Consider the following 25,930-nt stretch of genomic DNA (forward strand, 5'->3'; position numbering starts at 1 on the left):
AATATGTTTATCGTATAAGGCTGGAGGCCGGAATGAAGTATCAATTTCCTGATGATTTTTGGTGGGGTAGCGCCACCTCGGCCACCCAATCCGAAGGGGCGTCGTTGCGGGATGGCAAGAGCAAAAACATCTTCGATTATTGGTACGAAATTGCACCGGAACGTTTTCATGGTCAAATTGGCCCTGAAAACACCTCCACCTTTTACGATAACTATCAGCAAGACATTTTGCTGTTAAAGCAATTGGGGCATAACACATTCAGGACATCGATTTCATGGTCGCGGCTGATGCCAAATGGTGAGGGTGAACTTAACCCTAAAGCTGTCACATTTTATAACGCGGTGATCGATAGCCTACTGGCGAATGGCATTACCCCTTTCATCAATCTCTATCATTTTGATATGCCGTTATGCATGCAAGAACAAGGAGGTTGGGAAAGCCGTACTGTTGTGGATGCCTACGCTCGTTATGCTAAAAACTGCTTTATGTTGTTTGGTGATCGGGTTAAACACTGGTTTACCTTTAATGAGCCAATTGTGCCCGTCGAAGCAGGCTACCTGAACGATCTGCACTACCCAGGGGTGGTTGACTTTAAACGTGCGGTCACCGTTGCTTATCACAGCGTATTGGCCCATGCCAAAGCCGTGGAAAACTACCGAGAATTAAAGCAGGGCGGTGAGATTGGTATCATTTTGAACCTTACCCCGACCTATCCTCGCTCTGACAGTGCACCAGACCAGATTGCGGCTAATCATGCCGATTTACTGCTTAACCGTAGCTTCCTCGATCCCGTTACCAAAGGTGTTTACCCTGGCGAACTGATCACGTTGCTGCGAGAGCACGACTTATTGCCACAGATTGAATCCGGTGATTGCCAGCACATTGCGGCTGGTGTAATCGATCTGTTAGGGGTTAACTATTATCAGCCAAGACGTGTTCAGGCAAAAGATATTCCAACCCCTCAAGGGCAGGTAAAAACGCCGGAGGATTTATTCAGTTTTTATGCGATGCCAGGGCGGAAAATCAACCCGCATCGTGGCTGGGAAATATACGAAAAAGGGCTGTATGACATCCTGAAAAACCTGAGAGAGAATTATGACAATATTGCGTGTTATATCTCTGAGAATGGCATGGGTGTTGAAGGTGAAGAGCAGTTTATCACGCCATCGGGTATGGTCGATGACCAGTACCGCATCGAGTTCATTCATGCGCATCTGAAGTGGTTACATCAAGCGTTACAAGAGGGTAGCAACTGTAAAGGCTATCATCTGTGGACTTTTATTGATTGCTGGTCTTGGCTCAATGCATACAAAAATCGCTATGGTTTAGTTCGGTTGAATATCACCGACCAGACGCGAGTACTAAAGAAAAGTGGCTACTGGTTTGCTGATGTCGCAAGGCAACATGGTTTTAATTAATGGTTTTAATTTACGGAGTAACAATAGCATGTTTGATTTAGATAAAATCGTGGATGATGTGCAGCCTACCGATGAAATGGAAGATGTGGTTATGGGGCTGATTATCAATGCGGGGCAAGCCAGAAGTTTGGCCTACAACGCTTTGAAACAGGCCAAGGCGGGTGACTTTGCTCAAGCGAAAGAGTTGATGGCGCAATCCCGCCTGGCGCTAAATGAGGCGCATTTAGTGCAGACTAAGCTGATTGAAGCCGACCAAGGAGAGGGTAAAACCAAAGTAACATTGGTACTGGTCCATGCTCAGGATCATTTGATGAATGCGATGCTAGCCAGAGAGTTAATTGATGAGTTGATCGAATTGCATCGAAAGCTACAGTGAATTTTGTATAACACATTGGCTATTTTGAACGAGAAAGTGAAGGTAAATAAGATGGAAGTCAGGTTAGTACGTCAAAAAGACTTTTTTAACGGAAAAGAGTTTCATCTATTTATTTATAACAAAACGGAAAGTGCCACCGGCTTACATCAACATGATTACTATGAATATACGCTGATATTAACCGGCATGTGTTTCCAGGAAATAAACGGTAAGCGAGTCTTTTTAGAGCGAGGTGATTTTGCTTTTATTCCCATGGGATCTCATCACAAAAGTTTCTATGAATTTGGTGCCACCCGTATTCTGAATGTGGGAATAAGTAAAACTTTCTTTGAAGAGCACTATTCTCATCTGCTATCGCGGCCTGTTGTGGCTTCTCAGGCTTATCGCCTAAAAGGTGATTTTCTCTCTTATATTGAATCGGCGATTTCTGCACCACACTTTAGGGACGATGAGCTTACTGAACTGGTAGAACTGTTGACTTTTTATGTCACTAACCGCATCAGCCATCATAAAGAGAGTGATACTAACGACGATATTCCGCTGTGGCTGAAGAGCAGTATCGACAAGATGCATGATAAATCGATGTTTGGTGAGAAAGCGTTGGTGAATATGATCGAACTTTCTGGTAAAACCCAAGAGTATCTGACCCGCGCTACCCGCCGTTATTACGAAAAAACGCCGATGCAGATTATCAATGAAATTAGAGTTAACTTTGCTAAAACTCAGCTTGAAATGACCAATTACTTAGTCTCTGACATTGCTTTTGAAGCAGGTTACAGCGATACCACGTTATTTATTAAAAACTTCAAAAAACTCACCTCTTTTACGCCAGGGAACTATCGCAAAAAATTCAACTGCGTCAAAGAGGGGTTATCCGATTAGTTTCCAGCCAGACATTTCTTGCTGAAATGGCCTAACAAGGAGCCCTCAATGGAAAAGTTACTTATTGTTAATGCTGATGATTTTGGTTTAAGCAAAGGTCAAAACTACGGGATCATTGAAGCATTCCAGCACGGTATTGTCTCATCCACCACGGCGATGATGAACTGCGCCGATATCTACCATGCGGCAGAACTTAGCGAGCAAAATCCAACTTTGCCCGTAGGGATGCATTTTGTTCTTACTTACGGGCGGCCGTTAACGTCTATGCCATCATTAGTTAATGCCAACGGTGAACTGGGCAAGTGGTTGTGGCAACGTGCCGAGGCGGGTGAACTGAACCTTGACGAGATAGCTCAGGAGTTGGCTGCTCAGTTTGATAAATTTGTTGCAGTCTTCGGCCGTGCCCCCACTCACATCGACAGCCACCATCATGTACATATGTTGCCGCAAATTTATCCGCTGGTTGTTGCTTTTGCCCACCAGAAATCTCTTCCACTGCGTATTGACCGCAATGAAGCACAGCAGCATGAGATTGTGCTTGATAACCCGCGAAGCAGCGAGTGGTTCGATAGTGGTTTTTATGGTGAAACGTTATCCGAACAAACATTTTTGCAGTTGCTGGAAAATGCTGATCAAAAAGCAATTAATTCACTCGAGATTATGTGCCACCCCGCGTTTGTCGACAACATTCTTATGACCAGCGGCTATTGTTACCCACGCTTGACCGAGTTAGAAGTGCTGACATCGCCGGCATTAAAACAAGCCATTGAGCAGCGCGGCTATAGATTGGGATCATATTTGGATTGCTGAAATTATTAAGATAAAGTCGCCATTTGCCGATAATCATTGTACTGACTTAGCGAATGATAAGGATATGTCCGATGGGTATAAATGCGAGCTTACCAATAGCAGCAGCGGCGGGAAATGGCGGCAAGAATACTGCAAGTGCTGGAAATGATTTGGCAACTCAGATACAGAATGTAATCGCAAAAATCGCTGAGGTTACGCAAAAACTCAAAGATGGCATTGATTTGTCAAAAGAACAGCGAAAAAACATTCAAGCTCAATTAACGATGCTACAGCAGCAACTGGCTGAATTGTTACGTCGTCAGGCGCAACAAGCGCAGCAAAAGCATGATGGGAAAAGTAATGTTGTTGAGAACGCAGACCAGACAAAAGCACAAGATAGTAATATAGATATTTATATTTGATTCATTAAATATCAACAAACTAGCCGTATAAGCTAAAGTATTTTTTAGTTATTTCCATTATATCGGGTGATTCGTTAAGTGAGCATGTTTTAGAACCACGCCATGATAGATTGATACTGTCACCTTGTTCAGAAAGAAATATTTATAGAAAAACTGTTCACTTGTTGTGAACAGTCAGCCTTTTTTCAACAAAACATCTATCAGAGAGGTAAAGACTGCGCCGGAGGTAAAACCACTCTCAGTTTTGTACTCTTCGCCTTTGATATCTTTAAACCGGGCAAGAGCAGCCTCCGGTGAAACGGCTTGTAGTTCTTCAAACTGCTTTATGTAGCCTTTGTCTAAAAGTCGTTTCTGGTTTTTCCCAAAATCAGGTGCTGAGCTATCCAGTGTAAAAACCTGATCACCTTTCATGAAAAAAATGTAAGTCAGCATCGTATTCTCCTTATGGGGTGTGTTGATATTCAGAATCGCCACAGCTTTAGCATTTTCCCAAAAAAATCGTTCTGATTCATTGGGCGTTAACCCACCGTTATATATGCGGGGGCTGAGTGACACAGCTAGGTGTTGCTGCGGGTATTGCTGAAGAATACTGCATATTCACGCTTATCACAGTACGAAAGTGGAATACATAAACCTACGTTTAAAATGGTTTGTGCTTTTGCCAAGGTATTGAATGTGCCTGAGTGCTATTTTTATACAGTTGACGATAGCTTTGCCGAAGCAATTCTTCGATTATTTGATGGCGAATTAGTACCGTGGGAATACATGCCAGAAGTTAGCTGATGGGTAAGTGTTTTTACGAGAAAAATTTATATATTTCAATCATATTTATGAACTCTAAAGAAAAAGCATCTTGAGTAATGCTAAAGATTGCCGATGTGTCTTTTTAACGGTAAAAATAGATAATACCCAAGAGATTGAAAGCTGCTCGGCTCAGGGCGCAATTAACTCAGGAACGGCTTGGTGTACTTGCCGGTATTGAAGAAGCAACCGCCTATTCACGTTTGTCACACTATGAACATGGAACGCATAAACCGACCTTTGAGTTAGTGTGTGGGTTTGCTCATGTCCTAGGTGTACCAGAGTGCTATTTCTATACTGTAGATGATGAATTTGCCGAGAAAGTGTTGGAACTATATGAGCAGTATAAAAAGGATCGCAGGGATTAAGTAGGTAAAACTACGTGGATAACTAAATTCGGTTGTGGGCAACAATTATATTCGTTGCCCAGAGTGTAAATATGCATCTCATGCCCGCTCCAGTCGTTATTCTACCAGAGCGAAAAATATTAAATCGCTACGGTTCTAATGCGCGAGTTCATTAATAATCCTACTCCGCCTGTAACCTCTCAAGGCGGGGATCTCCCGCTCTCGCCATTTCACTCTTGCCGTTTAAGGGCTTTTTCTCTGGCTAGCCTGCCCAAAAGAGCACTGCATGCATATAGTGCATGAATTTGCATGCAACGCCTCAGCATTAAAACAGCTGAAACACCGCGCTACAAGGGCTTGCAGGCTCTCTATATCGTGCATGAAAAGTGCATGATAAAGTCAGAGCGCGTAGGCGGGGGACCATTGCGCGCGCGGGGCTAGAAGCCGTTTTATAGAAAATCATAGCCTGGACACAATCCCTTCAATAATTTTTTTAAGTTGCAGTACCGCACCAACACGGAACGAATTGTTCCGACTTCCTAAGTAAACTTCTAGGGCAATATGTATTTGCATTAGGTGTTTTTTTTCATCGGATAAATAATCAGTGATATTTGAGAAGTTATAGAGGTTGTATAAGTATTTGTTGAATGAGATTATATCAAGCACTGTCCACTTTAAATTCCAAATGCCTTGAGTTAAAAATTTTGTTCCTAGTGTTTGGAAAAGCTTGTATTTTGACATGTCTCCTATGTTATCAATTCGTTCTGAATTGAATTTTGCCCAGCCTGTTTCGTTTATATCTGAAATTATTTTAGCTATTGTATTATCTTTTTCATGTTTTTCGTGTTTATTTAAGAGGTGTGAATAGATAGCAGATTCTGAATTGTCTCTGAATCTTGAGTAAGGGGCGCTGCGAGTATCACCAAAATGTAGTGATAATTCATCATGTGTAAAAGTGTCAGAGATTTTAGTGATTTCATCATCACTGAACATTATATTATCATCTAAATATCCTTCTTCTTTTAGGGTTTTATAATTGGTGACTGCTTTTAACCATTCCTGCAATGTTGGGTTTTCTTCTTTTTTAATTATAGTAAATAATAATTCAAGTATTGCTTTCTCTTCTGTCTCATAGATTTGAGGTGAGTAAGATAATGCTTTTTCTATTATGGATGGTTTGTTTTTTTTCCCGTATACAATTGATTCAATGTCAGTATATGACACCATTCCTAGGGAATATGGAAGTAGTTCGCTTGTTAAGTATCCAGTTGATGTTGCTAGTAGTTCATCTACTATCTTACCTTCAGGAGTTGCATCTTTGTTTTTTCGGAAGGAACTAGCGTATTTATTAAAGTCATTAATTTTTTTTCATAAAGATTAACTGCTATAACAGCGCAGGATATGCAAGTAATAACATTTTCCATACTTATGATTATATCATCTTCAGCATAATTGTTACGTAGTGAATAAATGGGTTTTAACTTATCAGTGATTCTATTAACAATCCTTAGGTTTTTAATTTCATATTTCATTAGGATGTTAAGGAAAATAGTAAGATGTTCAGGGGTAAGGAAGTTATTTTTTTCGCTAATTATATCATTTAGATCCTCTCTACTTGGTTCGAAAAATAAAACATCGGATATCAATTTTTCTTGATGTTCTATTTTATTTTCATGTTCATTAGTGAAATTCCCAACCAGCAAGTAATCTAACTTCCCTTCATCACTTTCTGAATAAAGATTATGACAATAACCAATAATTTCATTTAAAACACTTTGATTGGTAATTCTCTCTACATCATCTATTATAAATAGCCCTGACAGATTAGATAGGACGCTTTCCTTTACACTACTAGTCAGGGATTTGATTATTTTATCAATAATACCTGCGCTTCTGCTATTCCCAGTGGATACACTAAGGCCATTACTTGTTATTGATACAGCTCTTTCTAATTCATCCATGTTTTCAAGATAAACTATATCAATGATCCTCGATTTGAAATCAGATAGAGATTGTATGCCGAGTAAAGAGATATAATAAATGGTTTTTGAAGTATAAATTTTCGGGAAAATATTGTTTATGTAGTGTGTTTTCCCACTGCCCCATGAACCATTGATAAGAACTAAGCCGTCTCTTCTTTTTTCCAAAAGATGAATTGCCGCTATTGATATATTTGTTATTGACGAGTTCATACTTTCTCCAATGGTAAAAATATTAAGCGTAAACAGCTCTAACGTTGCTTCCCCACCATTGCATTAAGGCAATTCTGGCTTCTAGGTAAGTTGAACGATTATAAGCCTTTCTAACTTCGTTCTTATCACTATGTGCAAGTGCTGCTTCGATCACGTCTGAATTAAAACCTGCCTCATTCATGGCTGTGCTGGCGATAGAACGTAAACCATGAGCAACAAGTTTTCCACCATATCCGATACGTTTTAAGGCTGCATTCGCAGTCTGGCTGTTCATCGGTTTTCGTGGGTCATTGCGGCTGGGGAATACGTACTGACGATTGCCACTGATTGGACGCATGATTTCCAGCAGCTCTAAAGCTTGTTCTGACAAAGGAACGATATGATCACGCTTCGCCTTCATGCGCTCTGCCGGAATACACCACTGTTTATTCTCTATATCGACCTCTGTCCATGCTGTTGCTGAAGCCTCGGCAGGGCGTATCAGCGTCAGTAGCTGCCATTCAAGCAGGCAGCGAGTTGGTATCGAGAGATTGCTCATGGAAATGGTACGCATTAACTTAGGTAGTTCTTCTGGCCTTATGGTGGGCATATGCTGCTTTTTAGGCCTTTCAAACTCATTACCAATGCCTGATGCTGGGTTGGCATCAATCAAACCTACATTGACCGCATAAATCATTATCTCGTTTATACGTTGTACCAATCGCCTGACCGTCTCTAATGCCCCACGTGCTTTGATTGGTTCTAATACCTGAATTAGTGTGCGTGCTTTGAGTTCTTGAACGGGAACATTTTCGATGCTGGGTAAGATGTCTTTTTCAATAGAACGCCAAATATCTTTCGCATGAGCTGCGCTAACGTGGCTTTCTTTCAATTCGAACCATCTACGAGCTACATTTGCGAAAATACTTTCCTGAGCTATCTGGAGTTTTTCTGCCTCTTCACCAGCCCTTGCTTGGGGGTCTGTCCCTCGGACTAACATTGCTAGTTTCTCAGCGCGTATCTCTCTGGCATCTGCGAGGGATAGAGCAGGATAAGCGCCGAGGCTGATCAGAGTGCGCTTACTACTGTTAGGAAGCTGATAGCGGAAACGCCCAATTTTCTTACCAGTGGCTTTGACTAACAAAAGTAAGCCATCACCATCATGGAGAGTTAGGTCTTTGTCGATGGCGTTCGCTTTTTGTACTTCGGTGTGGGTGAGGGGGTGTGTAGTCCGTGCCATGTAAGGATCTTCCCTTAATTGGTATACGTCTATTGGTATCTATCTTAGCGTGTACCAATTCGTATACCAATAGACATTGGTTTCAGGCGGATCTCCTCGGACTACTACAGACACAAAAAAGCCCGCAAACCTAAGTGGAATGCGGGCTTTTCGTACTTCACCGGACTTATCTGGTAATAACCGGTTTAACATTTGGTGGGCTGGGGTCTCTGTAATTACACGTATAATAAATTGATTTTTATAATTATTTTGTTTTTATATTTAATTGAGGGTTCAATGAAGGGACCAAAGAAACAACATGAGCAAAGTTGTGTTGTTTTTCAGCGTTAAAATCATCGATAGCACTGATGCCGAGGAGTTGAACTCACGACAAGCATCAAAATCTATTAAGGTCAGAGATAGCATATTTAACGCTCAGTGGTAAATCTTACACCTACCCGAACATTTTTTTAGCCTGAAGCAAGCTGAATAACAGATGATAGTTCAGAATTTAAACTTAATGGAATTAACTGCATGATAAATAACAAAATATTAAATAACTTCAAATAGAGTAAAAAAATAGCACTTTTTGCAAAAATGTTTCAAAGCCCACGGCAACTGGCTTTCGTTACTCCCATCTCTAATCTGCCTAAAAATCCCTCACATCTTGATCAATTCGTGCTTTTTGAGAGTTGATCGTCATAAGCGATCTGAAGATACTACCTCCATCAAAACAACAATGGAGAAATGTATGACAGAAAGAAAAAGATTTATCCGTTTACCTGAAGTGCTGAAAAGAACGGGTCTTTGCAAAGCTTGGATCTATAAACTTATTAGTCAAGATCGTTTCCCTGAACCTATAAAGCTTGGTGAGCGTGCAATAGCATTTGTCGAGAGTGAAATAGATGAATGGATTGATCAGATGATTTATTTATCCCGAAATAAATCGGCCTGATACTTCAATATCATAAAATGAAAATATCGTTATAAAAAATACAGATAAAAACTGTATGGAATTCTTTTAACTAAAATAAGGTAATAAATATGAAGATTAAAACTTTTGAAAATACAGCAACAGAGTTTTTTTATGTGTTATCAATGAAGATTTATGTAGAGGCGGTCAGTGATACAGAAGAAAGTTATAGTTTATTTTGTGATCGAGCAATGAATATTCCATTTATGGATGCATTCTTTTCAGAAATAATAAGTCTCATAGAGAAAAACTTTAATCACTATGTCAAACGTTATGGCGCAGATGAAAAACTAGCAGATGTTGATTTCAAAGCAGTGAAAAGAGCACTGTTTGAAACTCACACAGAGGCATTAGAAATAAACGAGTGCTGATTTTCAATAAGAACATTAGTCATATATTAACGCATATCGTAAGTTAATAAAAATACCAGCAATGCTTATTTAGCCCCGAAAGGGGCTGATAGAACTACGCCATCAATTTGAACTAAATATAATGAGGTGTTAAATGAAAAATAGATTAACTGTCAAAGATTTTAAAAATAAAGATTCATTTTTCTTCTATGCAGTATCCTTAATAGCATGTCAGGAAAGTATTGATGAAACAAGCAGCTATTACAATGGTAATAGAACTGATTCATTAAGCAACGATGTTTTATTGAAACTTCTGATAAGCAATATCGTTATGTATATATTCAATAACTTTGAAAATATGGTTGAGACCTATGGATATAATGAAAACCTTGATGAGGTAGATTTAGACCAAGTCATAGAGAAGCTCGGTGTTATCTTGAAAGAAAAAATAAGTGAAGGGTTAGTCTAACCATTATGATTGATATCTGGCCTCTAACGAGGCCGGGATAGATAATCTACGGTTTCTCTTAGTGTTGTATTATATATTACTTTAGCTTTTTTCTTCCTTGACTCTAATCTCTTCAATAAACTTGGCTCTATCACCATTAAAAAGAACTGCAGGGTTAATGTAATAGATATATTTTGATTTACTTGGTGCGATGATCTTTTTATCAATAAGTTCTTTGATGCCCCTATAGTAAACAGGGTTAGATAAATTAAAGTCACATTGAGCTGCAATGTCTTTTGCTTTTTCAAAGTTCATATAGACTTCATCTTTACCAATGACGTCAGATATCACGAACATAAAAATATAAAAAAGCTTGTTGCCGGTAAGGGTTAGATCAAATAAAACCCGGACTCGTGATATGAATATTTTTACGAACTTAGCTTTATCCACTTCTTGTATCGAGTGGATGACTTTTTCATATTTATCACCTTCGGGTGTTTGAAACTTCTCTCCACGCGCCACAGTTCTTTTTCGGCCTCTGGTTTCTATTTCAATATCATCTTCGAAAATAAATGGGTTTTGGTTAAATGTTTTTCCAGCCATAAATACTCCTTTTTATTATTATGTTTTAATCTATATAATATTTTTAATAGAAATGTCAAATATAGTTTGAAGTTTTATCTTCATTTTTATAGGAGTAATGAAGTAAATACCATCAATAATGAAGTAATCACCATCAATCACGAAGAAAAATCTACAATCGTGAAGAAAGATCTACAATAACGAAGAAAATAGACTTCTAACTTATTGTTACTAAATAAGTTATTTCCCCTTAAGAAGTATAAGAAATATAAGAACTAAGAGGATTGGGCGTTCGCCCTAGATTTTTATAATAGATGACGGGCTTTTCTTTTTATTTATCGAGTGCCGAATAAAATGGCACCTAATGACGTTCTGTTAATTTGTTTTTCCGTGTCATTGTATTAGCGGCTACGCCGCGATTTTTTATGGATAAATCCATCATTATCGGAGGCAAGCTCCTCACAGCAGAGTGATTGTGAATGACAATCACAAAGCGCTGCTATCAATTGATATTTTTCCGATATATGGGATTAAGAGTAATACTTTATCGATAATGATACTATTTATTCACTGTTGTTTCATTTACCTTCATATTTAGCATTGAAATAGATGCAAACTACTTCACCGAGTGAAGAAAACAATTTTGATATCATCGTTGGGGCGTAGCCGTGCGACAGCACCATGAGCTTTAGCTCATAAGATAAAGATGTTTTCAAAAAAGGTCTCAATAATTTTTTACTAAAACGAAGAGAACAATTATATCAGGAAATTTTTTTCTAAAACTTGGTGTTAAATTTAAAGATAAAAATATCAATTAATATAAATCATTTAATGCATTTGGTTTGCAGTGCTTTTGTAATATTTTATATTGATGAAACATATTAAATACTTAGATAAAACTCAGATTTGAGGAGGAAATAATTGAAACATCTCTTGGCTTAATAAGGCCAGTCTGATGCTGGCCTTTCTCGTTATTAAGTCACTATATAAGTCATGATCTTTAAGTTGTTAAGACTTTCCCTGATATTGTATGAATAACTACATATTGTCAGATGACTTTTTCATCTGTTTTACTCAAATAGCCATTAAATCGCTCTCTGAGTTTCAGCTCACTCTACTCATCCACTCTCAATATAGCAAGAAAATGATCGATTAAAACGATCTATAAATCAATATCGATAGCTTTTAACGATTGATATGCTCTAATCGATCGGTTTTTTAATTGATTATAACGATCGATAATGTATTTGTGATAGGTTAAACCTATCATAAGTTTGATTTTGATCGTTACAAACGATATGACGAAAAACAAAAATAATTTAATCCTATCAATTGGTTAAAAAGTTGGTTTGTTCCTTCGTATCAATCGATGCCTCGTATAGAGCCATCTTATTGGTGCCGGAACGGCCTTTATCCTCTCAAACTGACTTCTTTCGAGGGTGTGTATGAGTAAAAGCATTGCGCTATCGCTGGCACTGACGGTTATAGCTTTATCAGGGTGCCAGCAACTTAATGAAGGCGTGAATAAGGTCAATGGGGCGATTAATACCTCGTTATCCTCATTGAACGGAACAGTAGATAACGCATTAGGTCTTTCCACAGCAAAACAAGGTACCGGCCCGGCATCCTCAGTTTCTGGCCTCGGTCCTGTTTGTAAAGACTATGAAGAAAACGCCATGGCGGCAGAGAAGAAATGGACAGGCAAACGGATCTCAATTGCTAATGCGATTGTTCTTGAAGTTACTAAAGGTAGAAGTGCCAGCGATATGATGACAGGTATGGAAAAAGCAGCTCATGCGAACTACTACCTTCTGTTTAAAACCTCTGATACCAACTACTGCGGCGGTATGGTCTGGATCAATTATTACTCCGGCCTTGATGATGCTGTTCTTACCTATAAGAAAGGCCAGAAAGTCAGCATCACCGGAACGGTAAGCAATTTCGAAGTCCGGGGATTCACTACCGTCAACAACGCGGATATGCCAGTTCGTCTGGTTGTATTGAGCAATGGCACCATCAATCATTAAAAGGGATAAAAACGATGCGTAAATTATTAGTTGCTGCTGGGCTTACTGTGCTGTTATCCGGTTGCGGTGAAAAGGGCGATTTTGAAAAAGCGATCAATGCAAGGCTCTCAACATCAGAACTTTGTTACTCACTGAAGGACAATGACTTTGCTTTTAACAAAGGTTTCCCTGTGAAAGTTAATAACGGGTATCGTTCTTCTGGATACAACGTCAGTGATGAAATCTTGAATGGGTTAGCTGAACAGGGTCTGCTCACTGTTTCACAGGAGCCTAATGGCTTTGGTAGCATGACTGTTTTAGACGTCACAGACAAAGGCCAAGAGATTGATTTTTGGAACCGTGAGAAGGGGGCTTGCGTTGGACATCGTGCGGTTGCTGAGATCAAAAGCTGGACTGAACCAAGTGAAGGTAATGGCGTTAAAATGACGCAAGTGACCTTTACATGGAAACTAGCAGGTGTTCCAAGTTGGGTAGATAAGAATGCTTTCTCTGGTGTGAAGGGTATGGATGAACCCGTAGAAACGAAAATTGTTCTGGTTAAGACCAATGATGGCTGGAAAGCTAACTAAGAAGCTATTGTATAAAACAAAATCATCCGATCCCCTTTCTGTCTGAAAAAGTTAGAAGGGGATTCATGTCTGTACAAGCTGTAAGCTTCAGTTCAGTGTTGAATCTACTCACAAGGGTATGTTTTGAATATTATATGCCTACATATGATTCTGTTAGTCGTAGTTGGTATGTTGTTAAATATTGCTGGAAAGGATATTTTCTCTGCAAATATTTTTAGGCGTAAATTTAATTTTTATAGAAAATACCATTCGTTAGATTTTGGATAGAGAATAGTATTTTCTTGTTGATGGTAAAATTACCGAGTGCTGATAATATTCGTATTTGGTATGTTATTGTATATATCTAAAAATAACTTTCCAAGTAAGTACCTCTTATATTCTTTTTTGTCAAATCTTAATATATTACTTTCTGAGCTATTCCTGAAATACGATAATCCAGTAGACAATGCATGCTCTAAGTTTAATTTTGCTGTAGCAAATTCTATTGCTTCAACTGTCAGTTCTTGATATCTTTCATTTATCAAAAAAGTATCAACAGAGTTTTTGATTGAAGGTTTTTTTGAATCGAAAGATATATTTATTTTTATATTTTCTGGAGATGAAATCATTCCATCTATTAATGTTAAAATTCCATCTTCATGTGTTAGGACGAAATTTATAGCTTCATCATCCCATAGTGGGTTTAAATGTTCATTTGCGAAAAAATCAATTTTACCTTTAAGGCTCGAATTACATGCGCTACAACTTGGGATTAAATTATTAATAACTAATGCAAGGTGAGGGTAATCATCCTTACTATAAAAATGATCTAATGTAGGTCTAAAGCCTCTATTCTTTTTTTGTATGGAAAATGCATATGCTTGATTGCAATATGGGCATGTTCTGGTTATTGATTTATTACATAATGAATAAGCATTCCATGTTCCAGATTTCCTAACAAATTTGTTGTAATTAAAGACAGACTTTATTTCTTTATCGAATTGCTTAGATATATTAGGTGTTATTAACAATCTGCTTTTGTATGCTTTATATATTCTGATACTCTCCAAAATATCAACTTTACCTGCTAGTATTAATAAATGATGTACCTCTGCAATGAAATTTTTAGCTTCGTCCCATCCAGTGGAACGGCGAATTGTTGAATTTAGATAATCACATATTAAATCATTTAAATAATCTGAATGTAATTTCATTGCATTTTGCCAGTTGTTTTTAATTGAAATTATCATACATAAACTCCTTCAATCCTTATACTGTAGAACTAACCGTTCAATTTCATTTTTTATTAAAGGGTTGTCTATATTTTCTATAAGGTAATGATCTTCTTCAGTCAAGTTATTATAAGGTATTTTATTAAAGATTTTTTCAATTTTATCTGTTGCAAACTCTCCAATGGTTTTAGTTCCGAAGGATTCATTTAGTAAAATATAAAGAGGGGATGCAAAACCACTCAAGGCGTTATTTTCAACTGATAGCCTGCTTATAAAATCTTTGGGGACATCTGTCGCTAATAGTGGAGAGTGCGTGGCTAAAATAAGTTGTAAATGTTTTATCCCTAGAGATACTTTCAGTTTTCCTAGCATTTTGTTCAAACTAGAAATATATTTTCTTTGCCAATCCATGTGCAAAAAAGCATCCCCTTCATCTATCAACAATAGTATTGATGTAATACCTCTCTCTGAAAGTTTGGTAATAGAATCAGATATGGCACCAATTTGAGCTAAAATAGCTGTCTGTCCAGAACTCATTTCAGAAAACTCAATTTTAAATATATCATTTAAATTGTATTTTGTTAAAATTTCCTTACCCTCATAAGGTTTTATTTCAAATTCAAGTTTTAAAAGTACCTCATTAAATCGTGAATTCCTAGTTATATTATAATCTGCTACCTCATGTTTTAAAAAATAAAATAAGCTATCAATTTTATTTTCACATTCAAATTGTAATTTGTTTTCTCTGTACTTTCTGTTTAAACGAATATTTAACCCTAAGTATCTGTTTAATAGTGAAACAACTACATTATTATTGAACTGCTTCTTTGTGCTTGCCCAATCTATTATGCTGAATATTGAAAAAAGCTTATCCTCACCTATATCGCTATGTACCGTATCGATTAAATGTGCAGAACAACTTTCCATGATATGATCAATTTCAGTTTGAATATTTTTATTGTTATTGTATACTCCGGTGTTGTCATTATTAGAATTGTAGTTATTGCTATCTATTTCTTCTCGTAGCGACAATATATTAGCTAGCCCGTGATTTAACAGTATGCTATCTTTATTAAGATCTTTATTGTCTAAGGCTATATTAAGTATCAATCTTGCAATTTTGCTAATATTAGTTGTTCGCATTGCGACAACTTTTGGAGAAATCCCAAAGTCAGATATTAAATCTTCATACCCTATAAGATCAAATACCGTGTTTCTTCCACTTGGTGCTGGAGATGCATTAATAAACCTATTATTTCTAATATCTAATTTCGGTCTAAATGGTAGAGGAGTAAAGTATATAACACCCCAGTTTTTAATTTCAGAATTATCTATTCTCTCGCCACGGGAGTTCCATATATTGCATTCACTTATTAATTGCATGTTGTTTTTAGGGAAAAAATGACTAATTATACTGCATAAGCATTTTGTCTTGCCCGAACCATTTATACCTATAAGCAAAGATAATGAATCCATAGAGTAGATGTTAATGTCGCCTACACTAGAGTTTCTTAGTTTTATATCGGTGCCATTTGCTGTGATTGAACTAATCATGATAGCCTTATATATTTAATTTGATAATTAACAAAAAATATCACGTCTCTTATCTATGTTGCAATTCATATTTACTTGTAATTTTATGGTCGAAAATTTTGGTTATCCATTTTTATACTTGAAGGTTTAATTTGATTATCTTGAGAAGGGAAATCCAAATTGTTAGCGGCGTTATATTGTTTTTCTTTAGGATGGCTTGGAAAACTCCTGATCTTATCAGGGGTAGGTCGATAGTCATTGCTGTTAAACCTGACACGTTTTTCATGCTCAGAGCGTGAAACATAGATCCCCTGAACCTCATCAAAGACATAGTTTTCAGCAATACGTTTATCATGTTCAGCATCCACGGAAACAGGGGCAGGTTTCTTCTTAGCCCAGATAAATCTTCCCTTGAAGAATTCAGCTACCAGCAAGGTAAAGCGCTTAAAGATACCTTTCTTCTTAGGTTTAACCTGTTTCTTCTTAGATTTAACAGGAGCGCGTTTAATTGCTCCGGGTGTTGAAGAGGACAAGGTTTTCAGTTTAGTGCGTGTATGAGGCGTAGGAGCAACCAGAACAGGTTTTTGCTCTTCTGATGCTGACTGTGAACCTGCATCAGTTAATATAATTTCCACAGGCTCAGGCATATGTGAAACAGTGAAACTGTTTAGGTCTACTACTATCTGCAGATCTAAATCTTTAAACGTATTGTATGTTGCTGCAGCTTCTTGCTTCATCTCATCACGAACAGCCTGTTCAGCAGCACGTTGTTGTTGAGCTGTTTGACTGTTCCATTTAGCACGAGGTATACGTTGCATAGCTGGACGACTGGTTAATGCTGCTTTAGCAATCCATAATGCTTTTTCTTCAACGTCAAATGTGATAGTGGCATTCTCAAGAGCTTCATCATGCTGGATCTCAATAGAACGGTGGTCAATACGTGCATCACTGCCAGCGGCAGCCAGATAGCTATTAGTAAATGTTGCCCATGATTCACGCCACTTGATCACGTTTTTCTTGTCATTCCAGCTTCTGTCTTTTTTACCAAAGCCTTCAGCAGTGATCGGTTTTAATGTCAGCATCACATGTGCATGGGGGTTTTGGCTATCAAGATCATGAAAAGCGATATCAGCAATCATGCCTTTATCGACAAAGTTCTTCTGACAGTAATCTAAAACCAGTTTTATCTTATCTTCATTGTTAATTTCAGTGGGAATAGCGACATCAAAATAGCGAGCTGTTTGACCATTGCTCTGACGCTCATCCTCTTCGACTTTATTCCATAAGGCTGTTGAGCTTTCGATAATATGAGAAGGAGCAGAAGCAGGGGCTAATATCTGATGATGGAATAAATCAGAACGGTGGCTAAAATCGTAGGTATTGCCAGTGCGATCATCTGTGATTCTGCAACGTGTATGGTAGGCAGCTTTCCTACAGGAAGACATACCCTCCGAGCGTTTCACAATTTTAAACTCCAGATGAAATATTGCCATATAATAAAAGACCTTAATATAATAAAAACTATCAACTAAACATCAACGCTCACCATGCTGGTTTTAGTTTTTCGCAAGAAAAACTCAGAGGTTGACGTTGAACTTTATTTTGCTTTTAGCCTGCGGCAGCAACCGTCGGTAGACCCCACACGCTGCGTAGCAGTGTATAAGTGGGCATTGCTTTATTTTTATATCTCCTAAAGGAGCTAAAAATAACGACAATGTTTTAAGTTTCTCTATATTATTAATAATAACGCTAGTTTTACAGACTGTGAAATTAACGGGGCTAGAATCGGATGGATGGCTGAGGTTGCATAGTTGTATTGAATATATTGGTTTTAGAGAGCGCCCGTAAGGGCAAAAAGAGTTTTTCGCTCCCGCCGTAAGGCGGGAAAGCTGAATTAAGATAGAATAGTGAAAATAAAAATTACTTTTACGTGTTGCACATTTCACAGGTTAAGAACTGAAATCAGAATCAAAAGAAAACAGGTGAAATTGCTTTCATTGATTTGATAAAATAAGTAACGCGGAGAGTATTAAATATTTTGAGTTAGTGATTGCACTCACTTGTGTTGCACAATTTTACTTTGAGCTTACTAGTATCTTATTTTTAAAACCAAAACACCATTTTTTGGATGAATCCCATCGTTGACAGGGCAAGCCTGTTCAGCAACTGATTGTCTGGAACAATCATCTCGCGCTGCGTAGTTTAATTTGAAATGAACAGCATTCAACTTTCTGCCTATGGTTTGACCTTTCCCTTTTTTAATTGTATTTCATGTTTTTAACAAATTAAAGGGAAAGTAATTATGAATGTGGATGATAAAAACAGAGAGCCAAGAATAGAAAAAAAATTAAACAAAAAATAGCTTCGGCACAGATGCATCTGAATCGACTTAAGTGCAAAGAAAAATCTCTGACCAAGAGTGCTGAAACACGTCTGAAGATTATTTTAGGGGCAGAAGTGGCTAAAGCTATTGGCTGTAAAGTAGAAGATGTCGATAAGGAGTTTGTATTGGGAATGTTATTACAGGCTTCGAATATTAATGTGGAGGCTAAAGCAAGAATTAAGTTGCGAGGAAAAAGATTTCTTGAGGATATGGTGGGAAGGCAGGAATAATATACTCATAAAAGCGATGTGGGATAAATATTTTTTGATCCTACAGATTTTTATGGGAGATTAAATTTATCCAGAGTAAGCGATTATGATAATCATTTATTTAAATAGTTAAATATATTTGACAATCGATGTTTAATATTATATTTAATAAGTGTTCCTTGCGAATATTCACTTCAACGAAGTGTCTGATTGCCCCATATATGGGGAGTGGTTTACAGTCCAATGGGCTGATTGAGTTGCCCCAAGTATGGGGATATGTACTCTACCCAACGGGTAGTTCCCTTCAAGGGAAAAGAAAAAGCCGAAAGGCTCTTTTCTTATTGTAGTATTTATATTTTATGATTTATCTGGTGACCGTGCTTTTATAATTGGCGATAATTACACTTCTGGAGTGTAGACAGTTATTATAGTTTTCCACTTGTAGCGTCATAGTCTTATGATCGGGGAAGAATTGAACTACTCGATCAGATCTAAAAACACGTGGAGAAAGTGGATTTTTTGCATAGGGATTGTGAAATATCATCAAACCGTCCAGAATGTTTTCATTATATTCTGAGGGCTTACATATTATACCCTTCGGTTTACCTTCTGGTGGAACTGCCCAAACTGAGCTGATTTGACCATTTGGATTGTTTTTATTCGCTAATGCAACAACCTTACCCCAAGTTGCGTTGCAATTAAAAATGATGGCACTAATATTCTCGTACTGCTCATCACAAAAAAATCCGAGCGGCACTTCCGCGCCATTATCTTTGATAATATAATCTAAATGTTGATTTGGAGGTCCTTCAGGATATAACTCTGGATTATCTAAATAAACATCTTCATTTACGTAATCACTATATAGCACAGCTCTGATTGCACGATCATACTGCAAGTTAAAAAATGGCTGTTCAAATGGTGCTACGGCTAAAACAAATGCTTTACCTTTAACATGACTCAATTTCGAATAGAGGCTATTATATTTCTTGTCTTTTTGTGTTATAGCACTACTGAGTCTTATAATAGCTTCTCGGTTCAACTCACCAAACCGTTTTAACTTTATCATCTCTTCTGGTGTGTATTTTTTCTCCCACTCAGGTGTTTTATCTTTTGCCGCATTTGCTGTTGTAGCCTCAATAATTATTTGAGCATCAGGGATATAAAAATCAGGTGAGGAAAAAGTAAAGTCGACATTTAAATTATAATGCTTTATAGCTGCATGTATATATACTTCCCAAAAGGTTGAGTTGAATGATGTTTGAAATTCTTTTACTATTTTGTTATCTCGGTCAACAAATCCTTCAGCCCATTGATTAAAAAGCGCTTGAGACATCTTATCATTTTTTAATAATACTCTTTTAAAATTCTCATGGAATTTATCTTCGTTTACTACAGGTGAGAAAAAATCCATAAAAGGTCCTTGTAATTATATTAGTTAGGGTTGCAATCGAGATAGACTATTTTCTCTTTTGCCCATAGCTCTTGTGTATTTTTCACGCCATTAAACTGAAGTATTGCAGAAGGGTATCCAAATGTATTTTTTACAGTTTCTTTTAGTTTTTCGTCAACAACTCCAACATTCAATGGGCATCCATAACCCTTCATTCTTTCATTTGCCTGATTCATTAATGAAATGTCAGAGTTTTTATCTATTATCCCATGATGTCGAAGGGTATTGTATCCTGTGAAAGTTAATATTGAGATTGCAAATAAGATAGAAAAAATCACTCCGAAAGTTAATGGTGGGTATTTTCGACAAAACCCAACAAACTCTCTCGATTTACTTAGCTCTTGGTTGTCAATTATTATTTGTGGTTTTTTGAAAGAAGATATGAAATCTAAGGATGGAAAGAATGTTATTCTCAGAGATTCTTTGGGATCTAATTTTTGAAATGTGAGTTCATATGTTTTTGGGTCGTAACTGTATTTTATAATACGGTGTGTTTTATTTGTTCTCACTATTGGGGCATAGGATAAAGGTGCCGTAAGATTAATCCTTATATTATCTAATACTCTTCCAGATAGATTTTCCACCCATACTTGAGAGGTGAAAAATCCTTCTATTTCTGCTTTATCATGTAATTCGGGCGGCAACAAACTTGGCATCGGTGCTTCGTATTGAATGTTTACTGCCTCTGGGGCATCTTTGCTTAACGAGTAAAGGAATGTGAAAAAAGAGAGAGGGTTTATCAATGTTGAAAATCCTATTCTATTGATTAACTTTATGTAGATACTTCTGTCAGTATCTCATCCCTCTAAGAAGAATCAACCATTCTTGGTTGCAATCGCTATATTTTTTTAGCAAATTAAAACGACCTGACCATACTATTGCTGTTAGCATCAAGGAAATCAGCCCACCACTGGAGCATCAAGCGGCGCTTTGTTGGTATATGCTGCACGGACGCTGTTGCTTTCCTTGTGGCTCATCTGAAGCTCAACAGCATCTTCTGACCATAAACCTGACTCAATTAAGGCAATACAAGCCTTAGAGCGGAAACCATGATCACAAACTTCTCTTTTGGTGTCATAGCCCATTAACTAAACGCGTTGTTGATGGTGTTTTCACTCATCATTAACGGCTCTCAGAGCACAATGCATTGATTTTGTTGTTACAGATTTGGACATTTATTGCTCATACAATATAATGATGAGTCATACATCAATGCAACACGCTTAGGCCATATTTGCCAGCTGATAAGCAAACGCATGTTCAATATCTCCATGCGGGTAGTGGCCGCTTCGCCAGCCCAATTACGAAAGTTGTTCTTTTAGCGGGGCAGGGAGCACAAAGTTATTGTTCTTAAAGCGTGGTAAATCCTTTAACAAGACAACAGCAGTATCAGACAGGGAAACTTTATCTCTTGTAAGGCACCACTGTGTCCTAGAAGACATTCTTTGAGCTGTTGTTGTAACGATTTTTTGCCTTCTTAGCGATATCTTAGGTTAGAATTGGTATATGTTGATAGTAGGCGTTAAGTATTCTTGAGAAATATGGAGTTAGCTGTTAACTAAATGTTTTAATGTGTGATTATTATTTGCCAAGGCAATATTAGTATTTTAGTTTTTATAAAGTAGGTGTTTAAATGAAAATACAAAAAATTGATATAAAAGATATTGGTGGTATAAAAAGAGCTATTATAGACTTTGATGAATACATGAATATTATTTGTGGTCCAAATGGAATAGGGAAAACTACAATTTTAGACTCTGTGGCACATAGCTTTATTTCTACAAACAGCAATGTCCTCAAAAGACATGCCCAATCTACTAATGGTCAGATAAATATTGTTTTAAATGATTGCGATAGCATCAAAGAAAGCAATATTTCTTTTGAGAAATTTGATCCTGAGGATCACTCTTATATTAATGGATTGGGTCAAGCAGGAAGGAAAGTAATTTATTTGAATATCTCTAGGATGTTCAAGTATGTATCTTTATCTAATATTTCTAAAGATGAGGAAAGACAAGAACATAGCATATATTCACTTTTGACAAATGGGATTTCGGTTGCGGATATGAAAAATTGGTTCGCAAAACGCTGTCTTTTCGTTAATACTCCAGATGCTTTGAGTGATAATAACAAAATTAATTTGGAGTTGGCAAAAAAATGTTTTTCATTGCTCAATGTTGAATATAGTTTTTCTCGTGTGGATGCGAAAAAATTCGATGTCTTCGTATGTACTCCAAATGGAGAAATTTGGTACGAATATCTATCCTCAGGATTTAAATCATGTCTGAGTATTTTATTCGGCATTATCAAAGAGATTGAGCTGAGAATGTCAGATGATGATTGTTTAGCGCAAGATTTTGATGGCATTGTGTTAATCGATGAATTAGAAATGCATCTTCATCCTGAATGGCAATCCAAAATTGTTTCTGTTTTGCGAAATACATTCCCTGCAACACAATTCATAGTTACTACTCATAGTCCTCATGTTATACAAAATGCAGAGCCTAATCAAATAATTGCATTAGGGACCGATAGTAATGGATTTACTTATGTCAGAGAACTTCCAAGTAATGAATTTGGTTATACTGGATGGACATTAGACGAGGTTCTTAAAGATGTAATGGGAATGGAAGATACCAGAAGCCAGAAATTAAAAAATATGCTTGCTGAATTTGACAAAGCCATTGATGAAGAAAATAAAATTGAAGCAGAAAGTATTTATAGAGAATTAGATATGGCACTTCATCCATCAAATGTACTTAGAAAAATGCTTAGCATTGACCTTTCCTCAATAAGCGAGGAGGTTGAAAAGTAAATGATTAAGCTGGAAAGAAACTTTACACCTCTATTCTTTTCTCCGCAGAATGTTAGTCGTTTAACTGAAAGATTTAAGAATAATGGTTCACATGTATGGCATCATGATGATGTAAAAAATTCGTTGATGGAAATAAGTGATAAAAAATGTGCGTATTGTGAGGTAAAACTTGGTGAAAAAAGTACTTACCATGAGGTAGAGCATTTTAAGGATAAGAATGATTACCCCGATGATGTAATAGAGTGGAATAATCTATTACCCTCATGTCGTCATTGTAATAGTTCGAAAGGGACTCATGATGTTGTCCATGAACCAATAATTAATCCTTTCAATGATATCCCAGCAGAATATTTTTATATTAAAAATTTTAGAGTAAAAGGAAAAAATGGAATTGGCACTTTGACTATAGATGTTTTAAATCTTAATGATAGAGAACATTTAGTAAAACCACGGTGTGAAACAGGAACTATAATTTCGGAAAAACTAGAGGATTCTGTGGTTTTATTTGAGGAGTATATTTCAAATCCAACAAATCAGAAGAAGAGAAAATTAATCGGTACTGTTAGAGGTATACTGAATGAATGTCAAAAAAGTGCAATATTTTCGGCAGTATCGGCGACAATATTACATACAAGTGAAGACTATCTAATTATACGAGATATTATGAAGGCTAATAATTTATGGGATGAAGATATGGAGCAACTTCATCTCATGTCAAGAAGTATAAAATTACCGACTAAAGCCTAATATAGCTGATGCCGTTTACTCACATATACGGCATTAGTTTCTACATGTTATTTACATACTTCGATTATCCGTTTCTGACTAAGAAAGTATCAACCTGTCACGACAATCAACACCACTCAGTAAGGCACGTAAGCAGCGCGAATATTGGCTAAAAATACCCCGTCCAATCATCTATCAGCTCCACACGTTTAGGTCATAACGTCCCACGTAGATATGCCGCTGCCACCTTATCTGCCAGTTGGTACGCCAACGCATGTTCAATGACTTCATGTTGATGGTCCGTTGTTTCGCCAGCCCAAAAGCAAAATGTCAGACAGCAGAACCCAGTGTTTTATTCAAGCTTTTCTGGGGCGTGTAAAAACCGCTTACTTAATTAATACAAAATATATTAAGGTCTGTAAAACGAAGTAAGAATAAAACGCCGAATTCAGCGGCGCTATCTTGATTAAAGGTCGAAGTATTCCGCGATATTACATAGTTGGGTTTTAGGTAGTGTCCGAAGGACAATGGTAGTGTTAATTTATCCCACCGTAAGGCGGTAAAACACTAAAATAGAAAAGTAAGCATGTTGTTAGATGCTTTTCCCTGTTGCACAATTCACAGGTTAGGATGGGAAATAAGAATTTAAATTTAACATGTGAAATGAAAAACTCTAACGAAAAAATTAAGTAACGAGGTGAGTATTAAATAAAATTATTAGTGGTTGTTATTTTCTATGGTTTTTCTATTTATCTTTTAATCATTTGTTACGTGTTTGTTTTTTTGTGGCATTACAATGTGGCAATAAATTTATGCACTATATAACAGTAGCATAACTCGGTTTTTTACAAGGATTTAAGAATATCAAGTTGAAAAGAGATGGTATGGTTGGATAAAATTCAGAGACTTATGTTGTGCATGGATATCTATTATGACTATAGCCAAAGATAGTGCAAATGATGAAATTATTCACGGAAATGATCTTAGGAAAGGTTGCGGTATTCACGATTTCAAAAATAGTAAAGATCATTCTTCTAATGATAAAAGAAAAGAAAAGAAAAGAAAACTCTCCTCCTGCGCTAGTGATTTCCTTGTTGAAACTTAATGTTCCTGAAAGAAATAAAAGGGATGGGCATTATAGTAAACATGTTAAATTACCAAATGAAGATAAATATACTAATGAACATCCTGTGTCAACCTCAAGTATCAAACCCATAGTTGACTATTACATCAATAACACCACTCACGATGAGTATATTTCAATGCCGCCTTATGAAAAAAGAACTTATGAAAAAAGAACTTATGCAAAAACATTTCAATTAATTATATATAAGAATGGAATTCGCTATATAAAGCCTGCAATTTATTTTGGAAGTATTCAATCGAATACTATTGTTGATCGAAATTCTGATAAATATGTTTTGACTTTTTTGTCTAGAGATAAGCAGATAAATAAACCCTTCAGATTAGAAATTGATGTCTCTAAATGGAATGATAGTCAAAAGGATGTTTTTTATAATGAACATCTGGCGTCATTAATTTTCCGGTTGATTAATCTAAGTGCATTTGTGTCTCCCAAAAGCACTTGGATTATTTACTAGTTAATTAAATGTACACTTAAAAATATCGCTCCTTGTATTGATAATTATCCAAAATATGGTAAAGGATAATGAACAACAAATACAAGGAGGTTTAATGTATAAAAATAATGATGAAGCTATCGATTGGGAAGCCAAGCGACTTCTTGATGATGGGATTTATACCGATACAGAACAAGCCTATTTAGAAGCAGAGAAAATAGTAATTAATATACGGGAACAAGCAAAGCAGCGCCAGATAAAGCAACAATTCAAATTGAAGATTAAATCAATCAAGAAAAAAATTGGTAATGGTTATGATTATGTGGATGTCCCTTATGCCAACAAGAAAAAACATTGGGGAGATAAATCATGACAACAAAAACCATCAAACAGCAAATTGCTTCAGCACAGGAACGCCTATACTTCTTGGAAGCTAAAAAGAAACAACAAACAAAAAAAGAGAATACTCGTCAGAAAATTATTTTCGGTGCAGAGGTTGCCAAAGTCTTAGGATGTGATATTGGTTATGTAGATAAAGAGTTAGTCTTTGGGGTTCTGCTCGATATCCAAAATCTTCATGAGAGTGATATCGAAAAATACAGACATAATGGTAAAACCTACATTAATACCTTTATCATTAAATAAT

The 25,930-nt window shown here is 36.7% G+C and carries 25 protein-coding genes and 4 pseudogenes; 18 read left to right on the plus strand and 11 right to left on the minus strand.

Going from position 1 to position 25,930, the window contains the following annotated elements:
- Nucleotides 1–32: 32 nt before the first annotated feature.
- The 5 genes from EL015_RS05215 to EL015_RS05235 all read left to right on the plus strand — a co-directional run bounded on the left by EL015_RS05215 (nt 33) and on the right by EL015_RS05235 (nt 3,887).
- Nucleotides 33–1,418, plus strand: coding sequence for a glycoside hydrolase family 1 protein (locus EL015_RS05215; protein ID WP_005188785.1), 1,386 nt, complete (start codon nt 33–35; stop codon nt 1,416–1,418).
- A gap of 28 nt (nt 1,419–1,446) precedes the next feature.
- Entirely contained in the window at nt 1,447–1,794 is a 348-nt protein-coding gene (gene chbA / locus EL015_RS05220; protein ID WP_005188783.1) for a PTS N,N'-diacetylchitobiose transporter subunit IIA, read from the plus strand.
- Nucleotides 1,795–1,830: 36 nt separating this feature from the next.
- Entirely contained in the window at nt 1,831–2,676 is an 846-nt protein-coding gene (chbR, locus tag EL015_RS05225; RefSeq protein ID WP_371113002.1) for a transcriptional regulator ChbR, read from the plus strand.
- Nucleotides 2,677–2,724: 48 nt separating this feature from the next.
- Nucleotides 2,725–3,486, plus strand: a complete 762-nt coding sequence (gene chbG / locus EL015_RS05230) for a chitin disaccharide deacetylase (RefSeq protein WP_005188778.1) — start codon at nt 2,725–2,727, stop codon at nt 3,484–3,486.
- A gap of 71 nt (nt 3,487–3,557) precedes the next feature.
- Entirely contained in the window at nt 3,558–3,887 is a 330-nt protein-coding gene (locus EL015_RS05235) for a FlxA-like family protein (protein WP_005188775.1), read from the plus strand.
- Nucleotides 3,888–4,061: 174 nt separating this feature from the next.
- Here the strand turns inward: EL015_RS05235 and EL015_RS05240 are convergent, their stop codons facing one another.
- Complete coding sequence (locus tag EL015_RS05240; protein WP_032907010.1) at nt 4,062–4,319, minus strand: hypothetical protein; 258 nt, start codon at nt 4,317–4,319, stop codon at nt 4,062–4,064.
- Between the two features lie 116 nt (nt 4,320–4,435).
- Here EL015_RS05240 and EL015_RS05245 point away from each other — a divergent pair.
- A pseudogene (locus tag EL015_RS05245) lies at nt 4,436–4,670 on the plus strand (helix-turn-helix domain-containing protein).
- A 119-nt stretch (nt 4,671–4,789) separates the two neighbouring features.
- Entirely contained in the window at nt 4,790–5,056 is a 267-nt protein-coding gene (locus EL015_RS05250; protein WP_032907008.1) for a helix-turn-helix domain-containing protein, read from the plus strand.
- A gap of 438 nt (nt 5,057–5,494) precedes the next feature.
- Here EL015_RS05250 and EL015_RS05255 read toward each other — a convergent pair whose 3' ends face one another.
- The 3 genes from EL015_RS05255 to EL015_RS05265 form a co-directional block, all read right to left on the minus strand.
- The gene (locus EL015_RS05255) at nt 5,495–6,262 is read right to left on the minus strand and encodes a hypothetical protein (protein WP_053011821.1); all 768 of its coding nucleotides are present in this window, start codon (nt 6,260–6,262) and stop codon (nt 5,495–5,497) included.
- 65 nt (nt 6,263–6,327) lie between these two features.
- Nucleotides 6,328–7,227: a P-loop NTPase fold protein gene (locus tag EL015_RS05260; RefSeq protein WP_005188758.1), complete on the minus strand. Its 900-nt coding sequence runs from the start codon at nt 7,225–7,227 to the stop codon at nt 6,328–6,330.
- Nucleotides 7,228–7,249: 22 nt separating this feature from the next.
- On the minus strand, nt 7,250–8,446 hold the full coding sequence (locus EL015_RS05265) for an integrase domain-containing protein (RefSeq protein WP_005188756.1): 1,197 nt from the start codon (nt 8,444–8,446) through the stop codon (nt 7,250–7,252).
- 730 nt (nt 8,447–9,176) lie between these two features.
- On the opposite strand from EL015_RS05265, the gene EL015_RS05270 reads away from it, so the two are divergent.
- The 3 genes from EL015_RS05270 (at nt 9,177) to EL015_RS05280 (ending at nt 10,217) form a co-directional block, all read left to right on the plus strand.
- Entirely contained in the window at nt 9,177–9,380 is a 204-nt protein-coding gene (locus EL015_RS05270; RefSeq protein ID WP_005188750.1) for a helix-turn-helix transcriptional regulator, read from the plus strand.
- Between the two features lie 89 nt (nt 9,381–9,469).
- Nucleotides 9,470–9,769, plus strand: a complete 300-nt coding sequence (locus tag EL015_RS05275) for a hypothetical protein (protein ID WP_005188748.1) — start codon at nt 9,470–9,472, stop codon at nt 9,767–9,769.
- Nucleotides 9,770–9,902: 133 nt separating this feature from the next.
- Nucleotides 9,903–10,217 (plus strand): hypothetical protein, encoded by a 315-nt coding sequence (locus EL015_RS05280; protein ID WP_005188745.1) that lies wholly within the window; start codon nt 9,903–9,905, stop codon nt 10,215–10,217.
- An 81-nt stretch (nt 10,218–10,298) separates the two neighbouring features.
- Here EL015_RS05280 and EL015_RS05285 read toward each other — a convergent pair whose 3' ends face one another.
- On the minus strand, nt 10,299–10,799 hold the full coding sequence (locus EL015_RS05285) for a replication/maintenance protein RepL (RefSeq protein ID WP_005188742.1): 501 nt from the start codon (nt 10,797–10,799) through the stop codon (nt 10,299–10,301).
- A 1,424-nt stretch (nt 10,800–12,223) separates the two neighbouring features.
- Between EL015_RS05285 and EL015_RS05290 the strand changes: the two genes are divergently transcribed.
- A complete protein-coding gene (locus tag EL015_RS05290; RefSeq protein ID WP_005188736.1) occupies nt 12,224–12,805 on the plus strand; it encodes a hypothetical protein in 582 nt (193 codons plus the stop codon).
- A gap of 14 nt (nt 12,806–12,819) precedes the next feature.
- Nucleotides 12,820–13,374 (plus strand): lipoprotein, encoded by a 555-nt coding sequence (locus tag EL015_RS05295; protein ID WP_005188734.1) that lies wholly within the window; start codon nt 12,820–12,822, stop codon nt 13,372–13,374.
- Nucleotides 13,375–13,670: 296 nt separating this feature from the next.
- Here EL015_RS05295 and EL015_RS05300 read toward each other — a convergent pair whose 3' ends face one another.
- The 3 genes from EL015_RS05300 to mobQ form a co-directional block, all read right to left on the minus strand.
- The gene (locus tag EL015_RS05300) at nt 13,671–14,603 is read right to left on the minus strand and encodes a hypothetical protein (protein ID WP_005188730.1); all 933 of its coding nucleotides are present in this window, start codon (nt 14,601–14,603) and stop codon (nt 13,671–13,673) included.
- Between the two features lie 12 nt (nt 14,604–14,615).
- Nucleotides 14,616–16,139: an AAA family ATPase gene (locus tag EL015_RS05305; protein ID WP_005188727.1), complete on the minus strand. Its 1,524-nt coding sequence runs from the start codon at nt 16,137–16,139 to the stop codon at nt 14,616–14,618.
- Between the two features lie 83 nt (nt 16,140–16,222).
- Nucleotides 16,223–17,611, minus strand: coding sequence for a MobQ family relaxase (gene mobQ / locus EL015_RS05310; protein ID WP_005188726.1), 1,389 nt, complete (start codon nt 17,609–17,611; stop codon nt 16,223–16,225).
- A gap of 809 nt (nt 17,612–18,420) precedes the next feature.
- Here mobQ and EL015_RS05315 point away from each other — a divergent pair.
- A pseudogene (locus EL015_RS05315) lies at nt 18,421–18,731 on the plus strand (conjugal transfer protein TraD).
- A gap of 343 nt (nt 18,732–19,074) precedes the next feature.
- On the opposite strand, the gene EL015_RS05320 reads toward EL015_RS05315, so the two are convergent.
- The 3 genes and pseudogenes from EL015_RS05320 to EL015_RS05330 all read right to left on the minus strand — a co-directional run.
- A complete protein-coding gene (locus EL015_RS05320) occupies nt 19,075–20,124 on the minus strand; it encodes a hypothetical protein (protein ID WP_005188715.1) in 1,050 nt (349 codons plus the stop codon).
- 20 nt (nt 20,125–20,144) lie between these two features.
- Nucleotides 20,145–20,819, minus strand: a complete 675-nt coding sequence (locus EL015_RS05325; RefSeq protein ID WP_197716184.1) for a hypothetical protein — start codon at nt 20,817–20,819, stop codon at nt 20,145–20,147.
- A 200-nt stretch (nt 20,820–21,019) separates the two neighbouring features.
- Nucleotides 21,020–21,283: pseudogene (locus EL015_RS05330) on the minus strand (tyrosine-type recombinase/integrase); the annotation flags it as partial.
- A 513-nt stretch (nt 21,284–21,796) separates the two neighbouring features.
- Here EL015_RS05330 and EL015_RS05340 point away from each other — a divergent pair.
- The 5 genes and pseudogenes from EL015_RS05340 (at nt 21,797) to EL015_RS05365 (ending at nt 25,929) form a co-directional block, all read left to right on the plus strand.
- A complete protein-coding gene (locus tag EL015_RS05340) occupies nt 21,797–22,978 on the plus strand; it encodes an AAA family ATPase (protein ID WP_005188705.1) in 1,182 nt (393 codons plus the stop codon).
- Nucleotides 22,979–23,725, plus strand: a complete 747-nt coding sequence (locus EL015_RS05345; protein WP_005188703.1) for an HNH endonuclease — start codon at nt 22,979–22,981, stop codon at nt 23,723–23,725.
- Between the two features lie 910 nt (nt 23,726–24,635).
- Nucleotides 24,636–25,230, plus strand: a pseudogene (locus tag EL015_RS05355) (hypothetical protein); the annotation flags it as partial.
- A gap of 169 nt (nt 25,231–25,399) precedes the next feature.
- The gene (locus tag EL015_RS05360; protein ID WP_005188700.1) at nt 25,400–25,657 is read left to right on the plus strand and encodes a hypothetical protein; all 258 of its coding nucleotides are present in this window, start codon (nt 25,400–25,402) and stop codon (nt 25,655–25,657) included.
- Nucleotides 25,654–25,929, plus strand: coding sequence for a conjugal transfer protein TraD (locus EL015_RS05365; protein ID WP_032907006.1), 276 nt, complete (start codon nt 25,654–25,656; stop codon nt 25,927–25,929). Before EL015_RS05360 ends, EL015_RS05365 begins: the two co-directional genes overlap by 4 nt.
- Nucleotide 25,930: the final 1 nt, after the last annotated feature.

The organism is Yersinia intermedia (assembly GCF_900635455.1).
GTDB lineage: Bacteria > Pseudomonadota > Gammaproteobacteria > Enterobacterales > Enterobacteriaceae > Yersinia > Yersinia intermedia.